Below are 16,816 nucleotides of genomic sequence, written 5' to 3' on the forward strand. Positions count from 1 at the left end.
ATCATGAAGAAATTATTGATTTTACTCCTAAGTGTATTGCTATTCTCGATTGTCGGAAAGTCTCAGGAATTAAACTCTTCCAACAAAATGAGCATTGAAGTTGGTTTCGGATACAGCACACTTTCCTGGGAAGTTGAATCGCTGGCCGGAAATCTGCAAAACGACAGGAATCAATTTTGGGTGTTACCTTCCTTTAAATTAAAATACTTCATCCCGTTGACAGCGGTCGATAAGCCTTCTGTCTTTCAAATAGCTCCTTTTGCGGGATACAATATGTCGGGCGGAAAGTCCAAAACAGAACTTAATGGTTACAAAGATTTTTTTCGGTTTCAGTCGTTGGAGATAGGGGCCCTGCCCACCATTTCACTGAAAGATAAACTGCAATTTTACGGAGGAGTTAAAGGACAATATATTTTTAGTGCTAAAAGCAAAGCCTTTGGATCGGCAGTAAGTCAGGGGAACGATGGGAGAGAATGGTCGACGAATGATGTGGATAAATTCATCAAAGACTTTTCTTTTAGTGTTGGTGCCGGGATGAATTATTCCATAAACAGACTTTTTCTGGGAATAGAAACGTGGTTAGGTGTAACTGATTTATCGGAATTCCAAAGCATGAGTATTTATGAAAACAATTACAGGCTGATCTTCGGGTACAGAATTAAATAAAGCCTTTTAAAATACTTCTGTGCACATTGGCATTCTAACACTAAAACCAGCCATACACAATCATTCAGAACAATCAAAATGCTGATAAGAAAATACAACAAGATTACGGACGAAGCGAAGCTGATGCAAATGATCTGCGACGAAGAAGGCTGGGATTATGCCGATGAAAGCATGGCCGAAAAATACAAGGCGGCCCTGGAGTCTTCCGTTACCTATGTGGCCTGCGAAGGCGGTACTTTATGCGGATATTCCCGCTCTTTAAACGATTGCGGATTTTACATATATGTCTGCGATTTGCTGGTAAAACCGGCTTTCAGAGGAAAAGAGATCGGGAAAAAACTAATGGAATGCTTGTACGCTGATTACCCCGGGCAAACGGTTTATGTAATGTCGGATGTGGATGCTTATTATCAAAAGGTGGAGTATCCACGCATTGGTTCCATTTTCGAAGTTCCCCGCATGGAATAAGGTACATCCCCGGTATTTATACACAAATCAAACACCAGCAGGCCTGCGTTAGGCCCGCTTGCCCGGGCGGCGGTAGAGGTAGTAGGTGCTTACCAGCTCCAGCGCCCGTTTTATGGCTTTGTTGATTTGAAGTTGTTCGTTGGCCAGTACAAAATCGATGGCTACCAGTTGCATGTAATACGCCGAAAACACCGGGGCTTTTTCAAGAACTTTGGGTGTTAACCGGCCAAAAGCCGGTGTTTCTTTCAGTGTTTTACAGGTTGCCATGCGGTAGTGCCCCTGCTTGTCGGGGACCGACGAAAAGCCAAACAAACGGCAGATCAAGCCACGGTATGCGTAGTTGCTGCACGAACCGGGAGTTTCGCCCAGCGCCGAAAACAAAACGCACATATCGTTGTCGGGAATTTGCTCCAGCCGCTCGTAAAAACTTTCGGCCAGCCCGTTTTTGACCAGGTGGTAAGCCAGCGGAAAAAACTCAAGCGGACTCGCGTGTATGTCTTTTTTTACACAACACAGGTTACACCCGGCGGCGCACGCAAGGCCGCTTGTTTTGCCAAATCTTTCCGCATGCTCGGCAGCACGGTTCAAGACTTTCTGCACACGTTGAATTTTATGGTACATCGTATTCAATGCACAAAATAAGTTGGTTCGAACTAAGTTATTGGAATGGCCTTCAGATGCGATTCATCCGGAAGGTTCGCAAATCTAAAAAAATCCCGCATTCGCGATTCTGCTGCTGATGGAATTATTTTCATCTTCAGTAAAGTAGGGGGCTGTATGTGGTGAAAAGTACAGCGATGCAGAAGTAAAATACCAAATGTCCCGAAGGGACTCAATGTGAATAACCGTGTGTAAAACGCACGGTAAAAGCGAGTTTTTACTTCAGCCCTGAAAGGGTTGAATAAGTAAGCACTTCGTTCAACCCCTTCGGGGCTGGGAGCAGAGCTGTCCGGCTACCACCGGTTGTACCGGTGGTTATTCACGTTTCGTCCCTTCATGACTTTGCAAAAACGCATCCGTTCAGCGCTGCGCCTTGGATGGGCATTCTCCCGAAAAATCGACAAAAAAACATCGAATTCGCTGATTAAAAGAAGCGCAAAGGTCGCAGAGTAGTCACTGTCGGCTTTTGTGTAAACCTTGGCGTGCTTTGCGTGAACTTTTCTTTTTGAACAGCATTCCTTCGTCAGCTGATGGAAAGCTTAAAATCCTCTATAGGGGATTTAGGGGAATTTCAACCCATCCCAGCCAAAAAACATCCCGATACGGGTGCTTGTATCAATTCATTCAATAAATTAGATTTTTATTTTGAAAGATGGAAAAACAAACACCGCAGCATTGGCTGACCATTGCCAAGAAGATAAACTCGATCGCCCAAACGGGCCTGGCTTTTACCAAAGATAAGTTCGACCGCGAACGCTACACCGAACTGCTGGATTTAAGCATCGAGATTTTGAACAACATTACGGATATCGATACCGGGAAGCTCAACTTTGTGTTTAACCGCGACATCGGGTACCAAACCCCCAAAGTGGGCATACGCGCGGTGGTGTTCGAAAATGAAAAGATACTGCTGGTAAAAGAAAAGATGGACGGCAAATGGAGCCTGCCCGGCGGTTATGCCGACACCGGGATGCTGCCCAGCGAAATTGCGGTAAACGAAGTAAAGGAAGAGTCGGGCTACGATGTAAAACCGCTTCGGATACTGGGCCTGATCGATTACAACAAACACCAGGAAAGGCCGTTTCCGTTTGATGTGTACCAGTTGTTTATGGAGTGCGAGATAATTGGGGGCCAGCCGCAAACCGGCATCGAAACCAGCGATGTGGGCTTTTTCGATATCACCGATTTGCCCGAGCTGTCGGAACGCCGCGTTACCAAACAACAGATCCTGAAAATGCACGAATTGTATCAAAACAAGGACATGGCGCCTATTTTTGATTAAGGTGCAAGGCAGTCCCGAAGGGACTCAATGTGAATATCCGTGTGTGAAACGCACGGTAAAAGCAGAGTCCGTACTTCAGCCCTGAAAGGGTTGAATAAATTACACCATTAACGATACTTTCAAGTCTATTGCGCTGTACTTTTTACAGCCACTTCGTTCAACCCCTTCGGGGCTGGGAGCGGAGCTGTCCGGCTACCACCGGTTGTACCGGTGGTTATTCACGTTTCGTCCCTTCATGACTTTGCAAAAACGCATCCGTTCAGCGCTGCGCCTTGGATGGGCATTCTCCCGAAAATCATCAAAAACACCTAACTGATTGATTATGAGAAGCCGCCGCAATTGGGAGTAATAAAATCCTGACCTTTTGCAGACGTATTTCTGACAAGAGTAGCTTCATCCTGACCCTTTGCAGACGTTTCTCTGTTCAGAGTAGTATCATTCTGACCCTTTGCAAACGTGCCGCAGCTGAGAATTGTAATATTCTGACCCTTTGCAAACGTTTCCCAGTTGAGAGTAGCATCATCCTGACCTTTTGCAGATATGTTTCAGCTGAGAGTTGTATCATCCTGACCCTTTGCAGATGTATTTCTGACAAGAGTAGTATCATCCTGACCTTTTGCAGACGTTTCTCAGCTGAGAGTAGTATCATCCCGGGCTTTTGCAAACTTCCCGCAGCCGGGAGTCCTTAAACCCGCCTGCTATACAGTTGGTTGTCAGCACCGAAAGAATAGCAATAATTGCTGTATAACATAAATATTAAAATTGACATTCTTCCCGGAATGGTTTAATTTTAATAAGCAAAACAAAAAAAGACCGTCAATGAACACACATTCATCTCCTGATTTTTCAAAAAGACATTCCCATATTTTTCAATATTAATCCTTAAAACTTGTCTTATGAACCTTGTTAATCCGATTACATTAACCTATTTGCGCAACAGCGAATATTTTGAGTTGATCACCGATCTGAAAAGCGGAATGGCGGGCATTCTTCCTTCCACGCCGGTGAGCGACGACCTGAATACGCGGTTTAATGCCGTTTACGACGAACTGGATACCGCTACCCGCATCGACCGCGGGACTGTGTTAACCGAAAAAGTACAGGCGGCCGACGAAAGCCGCGGAACCACCTGGAAAGCCATGGACCTGATGGTGGAAGCCCACCTGAACAGCCCCGTGCCCGAAGAGGTGGAAAGCGCCAAGATCATCCGCCGGGTTTTTGATGTGTACGGCGATTTCAGAAAACGCTCGTACGACAGCGAATCGAGCGAGGCGCGCAACCTGATCCAGGACCTCGAGAAAAGCAAAAACAGCGAACATGTTACCCGCATCAGGCTCGATGCCTGGCTGCCGCTGTACAAAACCCAGCAAGACGAATTTAAAGCCCTGCAAAACGAGCGCGACACCGAAGCCGGTTACAAAGCCAGCGGCGATGTAAGGGCCGTGCGCCTGAAAATGGACCCGCTTTACCGCGAGGTGGTCAACCTGGTGAATTCGTACATCAGCATTGGGCTGGCCACCCCCGAAATGGAAAATTTTGTGGTGGTAATGAACCAGAAAATAAAACGATACAACGATAGCCTGGCCATCCGCCAGGGGAAAAACACGGGAGGCGATGACAGTGACACTCCGGACGAGTGATCCATTGTTATCGAACAAAATGGCATCCGACGGGGTGCCATTTTTTTGTTAAATTAGTGGGCGATGGAATGGGGCTGTGGGTGTAGGTTTGTGAGCTGTGGTGGTAAAGAATCGAAAAGATGGATTATTAGAGCAGGTAAGAAATACAAGGTAGAATGTAGCAACATCTACAAAAAACTATGCTCAAACAAATTGTATTATGAATGTAGATATTAGTTTTTTCAAAAGAATTTATTCAGAAGACATACTTTATCATTATACAAAGGCTTCTACTGCAATCAATTTTATTCTATTTAACGGACAATTACGATTCAATGCAAGTAGAAATTCAAATGATCCCATTGAAAGTAGAAAAGCTAGAAGAGGAACGGTTTATTTTGGCGAAATGGCAGATGGAGTAATAGGAAGAAAAACAACATTAGATTCTAATTACTTACTTGAGTACATTTCTCACTTGGAAAATCAATTTCATCAAATATGCTTTTGTAAAAATCATATGGGAGAGCCTTTTGCTAGTGAAAATTATTATAGCGGTTTTAATGGACACGAAGAAATATTTGGTTTTACAAAGCTTAGGATGTGGGAACAATATGCAGACAATTATTCTGGAGTATGCTTAGCTTTTTCTAAAGAAAAACTTATATCTCAGAATGAGGAAAAAATAGAATTACTAATAGGCGATGTTGAATATCTAACTTTTCAAGAGTTATCTGTTGCCAAAATTGGAGACATTCAAGGAAATCACTTACGGAAAGTGGGAAGAGATAATTATAAGGAGTTGATTGACAAAAAAGTAAAACAATCGTTTTTCCTAAAGCACAAAGACTATAGCAGCGAAAATGAATACAGAATAGGAACACTTTATGATAAAAATAAATGTTGTTTAGAAAGCACTCGTGGGGAACTTGTATTTGATAGAACAATTATGCTTGATATATCGAATTGCATCGAAGCTATTTTTATTTCTAGTTATGCAAATGATAAACAAAAAAGTGAATTACTTACCTATGCTAATAATCTTAATGTACCAATTATTGAAATGAGATGGCAATATAATTCATTTGAACCCAGAGATTATAGAGGTTGGATGGAATTTATAGGAGAAATAAAATTAGAACAACTAAATAAAGAGGATTGAACCCCTGCTGGCGCAGGTTTGCAACCAGTGCCGGTACCACATAAAAAAAGCACGAATCATAAAGCAGCAAAGCGGGGCATAGTTATCCGCACCATATATTAAGAAATGTTGAACCAAAAATAAATCACTACCGAAAATGAAGAAAATTAAGCTCATCGCATTTTTTTTAATCGCCATCTGTGTAACTGTAAATGCTCAAGATACAACCACTGTATATCTGAACAAGAATTGGAAAAAGGTAAAACCAGCCAAAGCTTTGTACATGCAAAACGAGATTAAACTTAATTCGAACAGCATAAAAACAGAGCTTTATAACCTTGACGGGAAACTTCTTTCAAGTGGTTATTTTGTTGATGACTACATGGATAGTATTTGGTGTATTTATAACACCGGAAATGACCAATATGATACCCTGAATTATTCAGGAATTAAGGAGATGTATTTCGATAACAATCCTAAATCTCAATTTGAGGATGTCTTTTTTATTGTGAAAGAGATGCCGGTATTTGGAGATACATCAACAAAAGAGGAAATGCAGGGGAAAATCCGGCAATACATTGACACCCATATGCATTACCCAATACGAGCGAAACAAAGCAAAACACAGGGGAAGGTTTACATCAGTTTTATAATTGGGCCCGACGGTAAAATTTACAAGCCAACAGTAGCCTTAAAGGTAGATAAAGACCTCGATTTCGAGGCGCTAAGATTAGCGCGGGACTTTCCTGATTGGAAACCGGGGAAGCATCGTGACATGAATGTTGCAGTCTCACATACTATGCCTGTTACATTCGAATTGAAATGAACCCCGCCGACGCAGGTTTGCAACCAGTGCCGCACCAAAGCACGAATTACAAACAATAAATTACAATAGAAGCACCATATGAAAAAAGTACTGTTGTTACTGGCCGATGGCTTTGAGATTTTTGAAGCAAGCGTTTTTATCGATGTAATAGGGTGGAACCTCGAAGAAGGAGACCAAAGCACCCAACTGTTTACCTGTGCGCTGCAAAAAGAAATCAAAAGCTCGTTTAACCAACGGTTTATTGTCGATTATGAGGTTGGGGAGATCGATGTGCGCGATTTTGATGCCCTGGCCATACCCGGCGGTTTCGAGGTATACGGCTTTTACAAAGATGCCTACCACGAAAAATTCCTGGAGCTGATCCGGAGTTTCAGGGCGCACAATAAAATCATTGCCACCATTTGTGTGGGGGCTTTGCCTCTGGGAAAAAGCGGTGTCCTTCAGGGGAAAACAGCTACGGTTTACAACAGTTCCGTTCGGCGCGAAGCATTGCGCAGCTTTGGGGTGCAGGTGTTGGATCAGCCCATTGTACTCGACGATAATATGATTACTTCGTGGAACCCGTCGACAGCGATCGATGTGGCCTTGCTGTTGCTGGAGCTACTCACAAGCAGCGAAAATGCCGGCAAAGTCCGCAGCTTAATGGGGTTTTAGGGCATTGTTGGCGCAGATTTACGACGTGTGTCGGTCCCATATTAAATCACGGATGACAAATCCACGTCAGCGAAAAGGCCGATACCACAAAACTGTCATTCCCTGAACGATTTTGAAGATTTATTTTTGACTTTCGGATTAAAAAAGGCATTTTTGTCGCCCGGAATTTGGGGATTTCCTGAATTTCTGGGACACGCCCGGAGACCATCCCGGTCTCTTGTTTTCCCAATTATTTTTTAAAAACGTACGAGAGAAATGCTGAATAGAATTTCAATGAGAAACGACTGTTCAATTTACAAAATTGAAGAGGAGGGGAAAACGAGTGTCAACCGCTTGGTGATTTCCAGCGCAGAAACGCGTGCCATTTGCAACGATACCACGGTAATGGGGGTGAATTATACCCGGAAGCTGCGCACGGCGTGTTCGGCGGTAATGAAGAGTTTGCAGGAAGAACAGGTGATTCGCCTGGAAGAAAGAAAAACCATTGTCTTTAATATTTTGCGGGGCGGCCTTAATTTTGGTTTGCGCGAGGCCATTGCCGATGCCTTCGACTGGAATTTACACGGGTCGTCGTTTATCAGTGCACAGCGGGCCCGCATCAACCCCGATTCGGAAGAGTGGCACATTATTGAAAGCGACTACCAGAAAGTGTACATGCCACATTCGGCGCAAATTGTAATCGGCGATGTGGTGGCCACCGGCACCAGCCTCGAGTTTGGCCTCGAAGCCCTGGTAAAACAAGCCGAGATGAACAACACCAACATTGAATCGATCCTGTTCTTTACCTTTGGCGGAAAACGCACCGAAGAGATCCTGGAGAACGTGGATGCACTTTGCCGTGCGAAGTTTGACGGCTACCAGTCTACCACTTTATGCTATATTGAAGGACGTTTTACAGTGCCCACTGTTTCAACGCCTTTAACCATAAAGCTTACCGGAACCGACCTGGTAAAGCGCGACGCCCTGATGGCACCCGAGTTTATTGAAAGCCAGTACGAAAATCCGGCGTTCCCGATGGAGCGTTGTGTGATATACGATGCCGGTTCGCGGGCATTCTGGCTACCCGATTACCTCGAAGACGCGATCGAATACTGGGAACAGGTGCATACCATGGCCCGCCGCGGCAGAACCTTCGATCAGCAGGTAGGAGAGCGCGTTCCGCTACTCGACCGCAGCCGCTTTGGTACCATTGACCTGGAGGAACTGGCTGCCGCCCAGCTGGCAAAACTTCGAAGCATTGCAAATTCTTAAAAATCAACTATAAAAAACTAACTATGGAAAAACCATCGCACTACGATCACGATTTTTCGTTATCGGCAGTTGACCCGAAAAGTAAAAAAGGATTTTGGGCCATGCTTTTGGTGATGCTGGGCTTTACTTTTTTCTCGGCCAGTATGTGGGCCGGCGGAAAACTGGGGGCCGGCTTAACCGCTTCGAAGTTTTTAACCGCGGTACTCGCCGGTAACCTGATCCTGGGAGTCTACACCGGATTGCTGGCCCTGATTGCCTCGCGCACAGGTTTATCAACCCACTTACTGGCGCGCTATTCGTTTGGCGAAAGAGGCTCAGTGCTTCCTTCGTTCTTGCTTGGAATAACACAGGTAGGCTGGTTTGGCGTGGGAGTGGCCATGTTTGCCATTCCGGTGCAAAAAGTTACGGGCTTAAATATTTACCTGCTGGTTGCTGCTTCGGGCCTGATTATGACAGCTACGGCCTGGTTTGGAATCAAGGCGCTTACGGTACTCAGCTTTATTGCCGTTCCTTCGATTACCGTTCTGGGTTTGATGTCGGTAGGAAAAGCTTTCAACGACTTCGGAGGAACAGCTGTTTGGTTCGATATCGTACCCGAAAACCCGATGACACTTTATGCCGCCATCGGCATTTGTGTGGCTTCGTTTATCAGTGGCGGAACCTTAACACCCGACTTTACCCGCTTCTCGAAAAACAGCAAGATCGCTGTATCTACCACGCTTATTGCTTTTTTCCTGGGTAACTCGCTGATGTTCTTCTTTGGTGCAGTGGGATCGGCCTTTTACCAGCAATCGGATATCAGTGACGTTCTGATGAACCAGGGGATGATTGTGTGGGCGATGATTATTCTGGGTTTAAACATCTGGACCACCAACGACAACGCACTGTATGCATCGGGCTTGGGCTTTTCGAACATTACCCGTTTGCCGAAAAAGATCATGGTAATTGTGAACGGAATTATCGGAACGCTGCTGGCGCTATACCTGTACAACAATTTTGTGGGTTTCCTGAATGTATTAAACTCGATGTTGCCTTCAATTGGCGGTGTGCTGATCGCGGATTACTTCCTCGTTCATAAAGCGAAATACATTGACTTTGCCAAAAAGAAGATCAGTAAATTCCGGTGGTCGGCAGTGGCTGCCTGGGGCGCCGGTGTTATAGCGGCTACTTATCTGCCGGGCGTTGCACCGGTCAACAGTGTGGCTACTTCCATCGTTGTTTATGTGATCATCGAAAAAGCCATTTTAAAAACCGAAACGCTTTAGGCTGAGCGCAGTATTCGTTTTTGGAAGCAAAATATTTCAACTGGTTTTAGATTGAAATGATTGAATGGATTGATAAGACTGAACTGGGTTACCTCAATCTGATTTTCAATTTAATATCAATCTTTTACGGCTTGTCCGTTTAGACTTAGTTATTTATCTACTAACCAGTGTCAAGCATCCAGAATCCAGTATCGGGGTTCAAACAAAAGGCCGTCTCAACTTCAAAATTGGGACGGCCTTTTTGTTTGTGGTCATCAACATACAATGCAAAAGGTTGGGGCGATCAAAAAACAATTTGCTTTTAGCTTGATTGAGAAGTACGAAACAGCTAATTTTGGCGCGATATTCTTCGGGGCAGGGTGCAAGTCCCTACCGGCGGTGATAGTCCGCGACTCCTTGCAAGAGGACTGATTTGGTGAAATTCCAAAACCGACAGTTACAGTCTGGATGAGAGAAGAATCCATAACCAATCGGCAGCCTGTGCAATTCGCATTGCACGATGGGGCTGTGGAATTGGCTTTGCTCCGGGGATTTTTGATGGTTACAACATAAAAGAGGAGTAAAGATGATCACACTGGAAACATTTGGAGCAAGCAGCCGGGAGCGGGTGGAACGGGCCATTCAAAAACTGCAGGAAGGAAAAGGTATTTTATTGGTGGATGATGAGAATCGTGAAAATGAAGGCGATCTGATCTTTCCGGCCAAAACAATGACCGCGAAAGATATGGCGTTGATGATTCGCGAATGCAGCGGAATTGTTTGCTTGTGCCTGACCGATGAGAAATGTCAGACGCTGGGCTTGCGGCCAATGGTCGAAACGAATACGAGCAAAAATCAAACGGCTTTTACGATTTCCATTGAGGCCAAAAGAGGTGTTTCCACGGGCGTTTCGGCGCAAGACCGGGTAACTACCATTCAAACAGCTATTGCGGATAATGCCAGGGCAGAGGATTTGTCGCACCCCGGGCATGTATTTCCGTTGCGAGCCCAAAACAACGGCGTTTTTGATCGTCGCGGACATACCGAAGGTAGTGTGGATTTGGTGCGTTTGGCTGGTTTGGGAGATGCCGCCATTTTGTGCGAACTAACCAATATAGATGGTACCATGGCACGTTTGCCCGAGGTAATGGACTTTGCACAAAAGCAGGATACAACGGTTGCTACAATTGAGGACATTTTTCAGTATCGCAAACAGCTTATCAATGCCAGTCTGAAGGAAGAACCTGCTTTCTCTTAATTGCCGGGCAGGAAAAGAATCTGATGGTCTAATCAATCCATTACTCAATTGAAATAAGAAAGAATTCTATCAAGGCGAACCTGATACTGTCTCTGTAAACACTACACGGCTTTGTCCCGCTGGTGATTCCTATATTCATCCCGGTTTTATCCGCGATGCATGACACTTTTCATTAAATTTGCTGTAAAATGCTTAACGGAATAAAATTTACAGCAAAATGAGAAGAATGCTTCACCTACTTATGCTGGCAGGCCTGGTGCTTTCACTGGGGTGCAACAGCAAGAAAGCAAAAGAATTGCCACGCGTAGCCATTGCTGGCCTGGCGATCGAATCCAGTACCTTTTCCCCTGCACAGTCGGGGATCGATGCTTTTAAGGCAAGAAGGGGAGAAGAGATCTTCTCGTACTACCCGTTTATGGCCGACAGTGCCCCCGACCGTCAACGGGCACAGTGGTTCCCAACTTTACGCGGCCATGCACTGCCTGGCGGTATAGTCACACGCGAAGCCTACGAAACATTGTTGGGCGAAATGCTCGATCGCTTGCGTGAGAACCTTCCGTACGACGGTCTTTTCTTTGATATTCATGGAGCCATGAGTGTGGTAGGTCTCGACGATCCGGAAGGCGATATGATTGAACGTATTCGCGAAGTGGTGGGCCCGAAAACCATTATTTCCACTTCGATGGATTTACACGGAAACGTGACCGAACGGCTGGCACGCGAAAGCGACCTGATCACCTGTTACCGGATGGCGCCTCACGAAGATGCGCTGGAATCGAAACAACGCGCCCTGGAAAACCTGCTCGACCGTTTGGAGAGCGGCAAAGGCAAACCCAAATACAAAGCCTGGATTCCGGTTCCGATTTTGCTCCCGGGAGAAAAGACCAGCACGCGCATTGAGCCCGGAAAAAGTTTGTATGCCAAAGTTGAGCCGCTAACTAAACAAGAGGGAGTAACTGATGCTGCCATCTGGATTGGTTATGCCTGGGCCGACGAGCCCCGCAACCGTGGCGTGGTAATGGCTTATGGCGACGATAAAGAGGCAGTGGGTAAAGCAGCCGAAGAACTGGCAAAAAGCTTTTGGGATGTGCGCGAACAATTTGAGTTCGTGGCTCCTGTGGCCGATTTGGAAGAGTGTTTGAATACCGCTATTGCATTCGAAGGACAGCCTTTTATCATCAGCGATATGGGTGATAATCCCACTGCCGGAGGTGCTGGCGATGTAACCTGGACACTGACCGAGATATTAAAACGAAAAGAGTTTCAAAAAGAAGACGGCCCTTCACTGATCTATGCATCCATTCCTGGCCCTGCTTTGGTAGAAAAAGCGCTGGAAGTAGGAGTTGGAGGGCAGGTTAGCGAATTGGTTGGTGCGCAGGTCGACAATCGTTATGCACCACCTGTGAAACTTATCGGTACCGTAACTGCCATCAAACAAGGCGACCAGAATGCGAAAACAGAAGTGGTGGTTCAAACGGGCAGTGTGAAAGTGATCGTTACGCAAAAACGCAAGCCGTATCACTACGAAAAGGATTTTACAGACCTCGATCTTAACCCGCGAAAAACCGATATCGTAGTGGTTAAAATTGGCTACCTGGTTCCCGAATTGTACAACATGCGGGCAGATTGGCTGATGGCACTCACTCCCGGTGGTGTGGATCAGGATCTGGAGAGGCTCGGCTACAAGGGTATTATTCGTCCGATGTTTCCATTGGACAAAGACATGGATACACCCGATCTGAGTGCACGTTTCATTCCGCAATCGGATAGTTCGAATTAACAGTTTAATTTCACAAAAAGTATAATCTAAACCAACAACAATGAGATCAGTTAGTAACTGTTTTTTGATGCTGCTTGTGCTGTTTGCAGCAGCTTGCCAGCCATCTGTCCCCGTGGGCGAATGGCAGCCTATGTTTGACGGGAAAACGTTTGATGGCTGGAAAAAAGCTGCCGAGCATCCCGAAAGTTTTACGGTTGAAGACAATGCCATTAAATGCTCGGGAGAACGGAGCCATCTCTTTTACAAAGGGAACTTCACCAACTTTGAATGGGAAGCCGAAGTGAAAACGCTTGAGAAAGCCAATTCCGGCGTGTATATTTCCACGAAATACCAGGCAGAAGGTTATCCCGAAAGTGGCTATGAAATTCAGATTAATAATTCGCATCGCGGCCCGTCGAAAACGCATCCTGAACGCAGGAAAACAGGCAGTATCAACGGAATCAGGAATATTTACTACCCTTTTGTTCAGGACAACGAATGGTTCAAAATAAGAATAAAAGTGGTGGAGAACGTGATCGAGGTTTTTCTGAACGATGTAAAAGTGAATGAATATACACAACCCGAAAATCCCTGGCGCTGGGAAGGTGCAGAAAAGTATCTGCTTGGCGAAGGAACCATTGCTTTGCAGTCGCACGACCCGGAAAGTACCACTTATTACCGGAACCTCCGTATTCGTGCTTTGCCCGAAGGAGAGCCAAAAGAAGTGGAAGATGTGCAGTTGGATGCCATCGTTACCAAGCTAATGCGGGCCGGATTTCCGTTGGTTGATTACCATGTGCATTTGAAAGGCGGCTTAACCATTGAAGAAGTGGTGGCGAACTCGCAACGTTTGGGAATAAACTACGGAGTAGCGCCCAATTGCGGGTTGCATTTCCCGGTTACCGACGATGCTTCGTTGTATCAGTACATTGAAGAAGTAAAAGGCAGCCCTACGTTTAAGGGAATGCAGGCCGAGGGCAGGGAATGGGTGACCTTGTTTTCGCCGGAAGCCATTTCAAAATTTGATTATGTATTTACGGATGCCATGACATTTACCGACCGCAAAGGACGCCGGAACCGGATATGGATTCCGGAAGAGGTTTGGGTGGATGACAAGCAGCAGTTTATGGATGATTTGGTGGCTAAAATTGAAGCGATTTTCTCGCAGGAACCAGTCGATATTTATGTGAACCCAACGGTTTTGCCAGCACAATTAATGCCCGAGTATGACCAGTTGTGGACAAAAGAACGCATGGAGAAAGTGATAAAGGTTTTGACGGACAACGGAATTGCGCTGGAGATCAATGCCCGGTACAAAACTCCGCATGCCGAAATGATCAAAATGGCAAAAGAGGCCGGCGTGAAATTCTCGTTCGGAACCAATAATGTAACCAGCGATCTGGGGCATTTGCAATATTGCCTTGAAATGATTGAGGAATGTGGACTTACACCCGGCGATATGTTTGAGGTGAAACCGGATGCACAGAAACCGATCAATGTAAAAGGTCTTCCTGCCCAAATTACGGGTTAAAATGATCTATAATAAGTAGTGTGCTGGTCGATTAAAAGAAGTCAATTTTCTGCTTGTAATCGGCCAGTATTTGTTTCTTGTCGATGGCAAACAGAATTAGCTCCACCACCTGCCGGTCGGAGAAAGAGGCACGGTTAATCATCAGGTCGAAATGCACCTCGTGCGATTGTTCGGCCCTGATTGCTTTTCGAAACGTCACCCGTTCTTTTTCTACCCGTTCAATAAAAGCGCTTGCTTCGGCTCTCGACAAATTGTTGTTGCACATAATGTTTTTTAGCCGGTATTCAAAGGGTGCCTCCAACCTGATATGAAGCGCATTTTTGATATCGGCGGCAATAATGTGGCCGGCTCTTCCAACAATAATATTAAAGCCGTTTATGGCTAGCGATCGGACTACTTCCTTTACAGTATTTGCAATCTTCGCCTCGCTTTTGTAGTGTTTTTCGCCAAATGCGGTCAGAATTTGCTCAAAGGTGTAACTGTCCTCCTTGTTGAGTGCTTTTAATACCTTTTCAGGCGCCAGATTCAGTTCGCGGGCACTTTGATAGAAGATCTCTTTGCTAAGTACTTTCCAGTCGGCAAGCATTCGCTGTTTGTTCAATTCCAGTGCCAGAAGATTGGCCAGTTTTAGTCCGTTACAACCCACCTCCCTAGAAATGGTGATAACAGGCCCGGCAGCTCCGACGTGCCCCTTCTGAAAGGATTTTTCCTCTTGTAAGCGGCTGTTTAAATAGCTCATTAACGAGTTGCCCATGACGTTTAGATTTTTAGTTGATCAATTTAATTTACGACGATTCATTTAAATATGTTATGTTTTTAAAGCATGCATTTAACAAAAAAATGACCGATTAAGACTTGAAGCTAACCTGACAGGTGTCAGCCAAATTTCAGATGATTTAGTCTATTTTTAAGACTTATTAAATTTTGCATTTACGCATTTGGTGAGATTAATTGTATTTTCGAAAACTCATAACAATATTCAAATACTATGTTTGACAAAAGTACATACATTAACAGGAGAAAGGCTCTGAAAACAAAAGGATTAACCGGAATTGCACTGATTTTGGGCAATGTGGAAGCTCCGATGAATTACAGGGATAATACCTATCATTTCAGACAAGACAGCAATTTTCTATATTTCTTTGGCCTTGATTTTCCCGGGCTGGCAGGCGTTGTGGATTTCGACAGTGGCGAAGATTTTATTTTTGGAAACGATGTGGACATTGAAGACATTATTTGGATGGGGCCACAGGTCACATTGCAGGAAAACGCTGCAAAAGCGGGAATTACCAATACAGCGCCTTTTGTCAAAGTTTTTGACCTGGTAAAAGCAGCAAAAAATGCCGGACGAAAAGTACACTTTCTTCCTCCTTACCGGGCCGAGAACAAATTGTTACTCGAAAACCTGCTGGAAACTTCGGCGCAATCGATCAATACCCATGCTTCGCTCGATTTGATTAAAGCGATTATTTTGCTTCGTGAAGTAAAAGAAGCACAGGAAGTTGAAGAAATTAAGAAAGCTTGTGCCACGGGGTATCAAATGCATGTTGCAGCCATGAAAATGGCGCTCCCCGGAAACTGGGAACAAAAAATTGCGGGAACAATTGAAGGAATTGCTTTGGCCGGAGGTGGAATGACTTCGTTTCCCATTATCCTGTCAATGAACGGCGAAACGTTGCACAACCACGACCACTCTCAAATTTTGCAGGAAGGTCGTTTGATGCTTTGCGATGCCGGTGCCGAATCGCTGTTGCACTATGCTTCCGATTTTACCCGTACTACGCCTGTAGGAGGCAAGTTTACGCAAAAACAACGCGAAATCTACGAAATTGTATTGGCCGCCAACAACACTGCTACCGCGCTTTCAAAGCCGGGAGTTACTTATTTGTCGGTTCACCTGGCGGCCTGCGAAGTGCTTGCTGCAGGTTTGAAAGACCTGGGGCTGATGAAAGGCGATGTAAAAGAGGCGGTTAAAAACGGTGCACATGCCATGTTCCTGCCTCATGGCTTGGGGCATATGATGGGATTGGATGTTCACGACATGGAAGACCTGGGACAAATTCATGTTGGATATGACGATGAAATTCGTCCGGTAGATCAGTTCGGAACAGCCTATTTACGCATGGGCAAACGCCTGAAACCGGGATACGTGATCACCAACGAACCGGGATGTTATTTCATACCCGCACTTATTGACAAGTGGCAGGCAGAAGGTATCAACAAAGATTTCATCAACTTCGATAAAGTGAATGAATACCGCGATTTTGGTGGTATTCGCCTGGAAGACGACATCCTGATTACAGAAAACGGTGCCGAAATTATCGGAGAACGGGTACCAATTACGCCTGAAGAAGTAGAGGCCGTTGTGGCAAAGGGTTAGTACTGACATAATGTAATGTGGTCAGAAAAAATGAGCAAGCCTTTGTATTTTCTGATATAACATTTAAACATATTCAAACG

General features: G+C 45.2%; 15 protein-coding genes and 1 riboswitch. Of the genes, 13 read left to right on the forward strand and 2 right to left on the reverse strand.

What is annotated here, in order from left to right; genetic code table 11:
- The first annotated feature begins 3 nt into the window (after window positions 1-3).
- On the forward strand, window positions 4-666 hold the full coding sequence (locus tag INQ51_RS19830) for an outer membrane beta-barrel protein (RefSeq protein WP_233379732.1): 663 nt from the start codon (window positions 4-6) through the stop codon (window positions 664-666).
- Window positions 667-744: 78 nt separating this feature from the next.
- Entirely contained in the window at window positions 745-1,134 is a 390-nt protein-coding gene (locus INQ51_RS19835; RefSeq protein ID WP_233379733.1) for a GNAT family N-acetyltransferase, read from the forward strand.
- Between the two features lie 48 nt (window positions 1,135-1,182).
- Here the strand turns inward: INQ51_RS19835 and INQ51_RS19840 are convergent, their stop codons facing one another.
- Window positions 1,183-1,734 carry a YkgJ family cysteine cluster protein gene (locus INQ51_RS19840; RefSeq protein ID WP_233379734.1) on the reverse strand — a complete coding sequence of 184 codons (552 nt, stop codon included), beginning with the start codon at window positions 1,732-1,734 and terminating at the stop codon, window positions 1,183-1,185.
- 712 nt (window positions 1,735-2,446) lie between these two features.
- Between INQ51_RS19840 and INQ51_RS19845 the strand changes: the two genes are divergently transcribed.
- From INQ51_RS19845 to INQ51_RS19890, 10 genes are all read left to right on the forward strand, one after another.
- Window positions 2,447-3,076: an NUDIX hydrolase gene (locus INQ51_RS19845; protein ID WP_233379735.1), complete on the forward strand. Its 630-nt coding sequence runs from the start codon at window positions 2,447-2,449 to the stop codon at window positions 3,074-3,076.
- An 896-nt stretch (window positions 3,077-3,972) separates the two neighbouring features.
- Window positions 3,973-4,716 carry a DUF6261 family protein gene (locus tag INQ51_RS19850; protein ID WP_233379736.1) on the forward strand — a complete coding sequence of 248 codons (744 nt, stop codon included), beginning with the start codon at window positions 3,973-3,975 and terminating at the stop codon, window positions 4,714-4,716.
- 199 nt (window positions 4,717-4,915) lie between these two features.
- On the forward strand, window positions 4,916-5,854 hold the full coding sequence (locus INQ51_RS19855; RefSeq protein WP_233379737.1) for a DUF2971 domain-containing protein: 939 nt from the start codon (window positions 4,916-4,918) through the stop codon (window positions 5,852-5,854).
- A 136-nt stretch (window positions 5,855-5,990) separates the two neighbouring features.
- Window positions 5,991-6,659: a TonB family protein gene (locus INQ51_RS19860; protein WP_233379738.1), complete on the forward strand. Its 669-nt coding sequence runs from the start codon at window positions 5,991-5,993 to the stop codon at window positions 6,657-6,659.
- Between the two features lie 78 nt (window positions 6,660-6,737).
- Window positions 6,738-7,313 (forward strand): DJ-1/PfpI family protein, encoded by a 576-nt coding sequence (locus tag INQ51_RS19865; RefSeq protein WP_233379739.1) that lies wholly within the window; start codon window positions 6,738-6,740, stop codon window positions 7,311-7,313.
- Window positions 7,314-7,586: 273 nt separating this feature from the next.
- On the forward strand, window positions 7,587-8,564 hold the full coding sequence (locus tag INQ51_RS19870) for a hypothetical protein (protein ID WP_233379740.1): 978 nt from the start codon (window positions 7,587-7,589) through the stop codon (window positions 8,562-8,564).
- A gap of 23 nt (window positions 8,565-8,587) precedes the next feature.
- A complete protein-coding gene (gene codB / locus INQ51_RS19875) occupies window positions 8,588-9,829 on the forward strand; it encodes a cytosine permease (RefSeq protein ID WP_233379741.1) in 1,242 nt (413 codons plus the stop codon).
- Window positions 9,830-10,170: 341 nt separating this feature from the next.
- Window positions 10,171-10,292, forward strand: a riboswitch (FMN riboswitch).
- A gap of 102 nt (window positions 10,293-10,394) precedes the next feature.
- A complete protein-coding gene (ribB, locus tag INQ51_RS19880) occupies window positions 10,395-11,066 on the forward strand; it encodes a 3,4-dihydroxy-2-butanone-4-phosphate synthase (RefSeq protein WP_233379742.1) in 672 nt (223 codons plus the stop codon).
- A gap of 217 nt (window positions 11,067-11,283) precedes the next feature.
- A complete protein-coding gene (locus INQ51_RS19885; protein WP_233379743.1) occupies window positions 11,284-12,846 on the forward strand; it encodes a M81 family metallopeptidase in 1,563 nt (520 codons plus the stop codon).
- A gap of 40 nt (window positions 12,847-12,886) precedes the next feature.
- Entirely contained in the window at window positions 12,887-14,356 is a 1,470-nt protein-coding gene (locus INQ51_RS19890) for a DUF1080 domain-containing protein (protein WP_233379744.1), read from the forward strand.
- Between the two features lie 31 nt (window positions 14,357-14,387).
- Here the strand turns inward: INQ51_RS19890 and INQ51_RS19895 are convergent, their stop codons facing one another.
- Window positions 14,388-15,110 carry an AAA family ATPase gene (locus INQ51_RS19895; protein ID WP_233379745.1) on the reverse strand — a complete coding sequence of 241 codons (723 nt, stop codon included), beginning with the start codon at window positions 15,108-15,110 and terminating at the stop codon, window positions 14,388-14,390.
- A gap of 234 nt (window positions 15,111-15,344) precedes the next feature.
- Here INQ51_RS19895 and INQ51_RS19900 point away from each other — a divergent pair, with 234 nt between their 5' ends.
- The gene (locus INQ51_RS19900) at window positions 15,345-16,736 is read left to right on the forward strand and encodes an aminopeptidase P family protein (protein WP_233379746.1); all 1,392 of its coding nucleotides are present in this window, start codon (window positions 15,345-15,347) and stop codon (window positions 16,734-16,736) included.
- Window positions 16,737-16,816: the final 80 nt, after the last annotated feature.

It is taken from the genome of Maribellus sp. CM-23 (assembly GCF_021354595.1).
Classification (GTDB): Bacteria; Bacteroidota; Bacteroidia; order Bacteroidales; family Prolixibacteraceae; genus Draconibacterium.

Excerpts from the sequence above, each read along its gene's own strand:
- INQ51_RS19855 (WP_233379737.1), top strand. The coding sequence starts at position 4,916 with ATGAATGTAGATATTAGTTTTTTCAAAAGAATTTATTCAGAAGACATA.
- INQ51_RS19830 (WP_233379732.1), top strand. The coding sequence starts at position 4 with ATGAAGAAATTATTGATTTTACTCCTAAGTGTATTGCTATTCTCGATT.
- INQ51_RS19860 (WP_233379738.1), top strand. The coding sequence starts at position 5,991 with ATGAAGAAAATTAAGCTCATCGCATTTTTTTTAATCGCCATCTGTGTA.
- INQ51_RS19850 (WP_233379736.1), top strand. The coding sequence starts at position 3,973 with ATGAACCTTGTTAATCCGATTACATTAACCTATTTGCGCAACAGCGAA.
- INQ51_RS19900 (WP_233379746.1), top strand. The coding sequence starts at position 15,345 with ATGTTTGACAAAAGTACATACATTAACAGGAGAAAGGCTCTGAAAACA.
- INQ51_RS19890 (WP_233379744.1), top strand. The coding sequence starts at position 12,887 with ATGAGATCAGTTAGTAACTGTTTTTTGATGCTGCTTGTGCTGTTTGCA.
- INQ51_RS19885 (WP_233379743.1), top strand. The coding sequence starts at position 11,284 with ATGAGAAGAATGCTTCACCTACTTATGCTGGCAGGCCTGGTGCTTTCA.
- INQ51_RS19870 (WP_233379740.1), top strand. The coding sequence starts at position 7,587 with ATGAGAAACGACTGTTCAATTTACAAAATTGAAGAGGAGGGGAAAACG.
- ribB (WP_233379742.1), top strand. The coding sequence starts at position 10,395 with ATGATCACACTGGAAACATTTGGAGCAAGCAGCCGGGAGCGGGTGGAA.
- codB (WP_233379741.1), top strand. The coding sequence starts at position 8,588 with ATGGAAAAACCATCGCACTACGATCACGATTTTTCGTTATCGGCAGTT.
- INQ51_RS19895 (WP_233379745.1), bottom strand. The coding sequence starts at position 15,110 with ATGGGCAACTCGTTAATGAGCTATTTAAACAGCCGCTTACAAGAGGAA.
- INQ51_RS19835 (WP_233379733.1), top strand. The coding sequence starts at position 745 with ATGCTGATAAGAAAATACAACAAGATTACGGACGAAGCGAAGCTGATG.
- INQ51_RS19845 (WP_233379735.1), top strand. The coding sequence starts at position 2,447 with ATGGAAAAACAAACACCGCAGCATTGGCTGACCATTGCCAAGAAGATA.
- INQ51_RS19865 (WP_233379739.1), top strand. The coding sequence starts at position 6,738 with ATGAAAAAAGTACTGTTGTTACTGGCCGATGGCTTTGAGATTTTTGAA.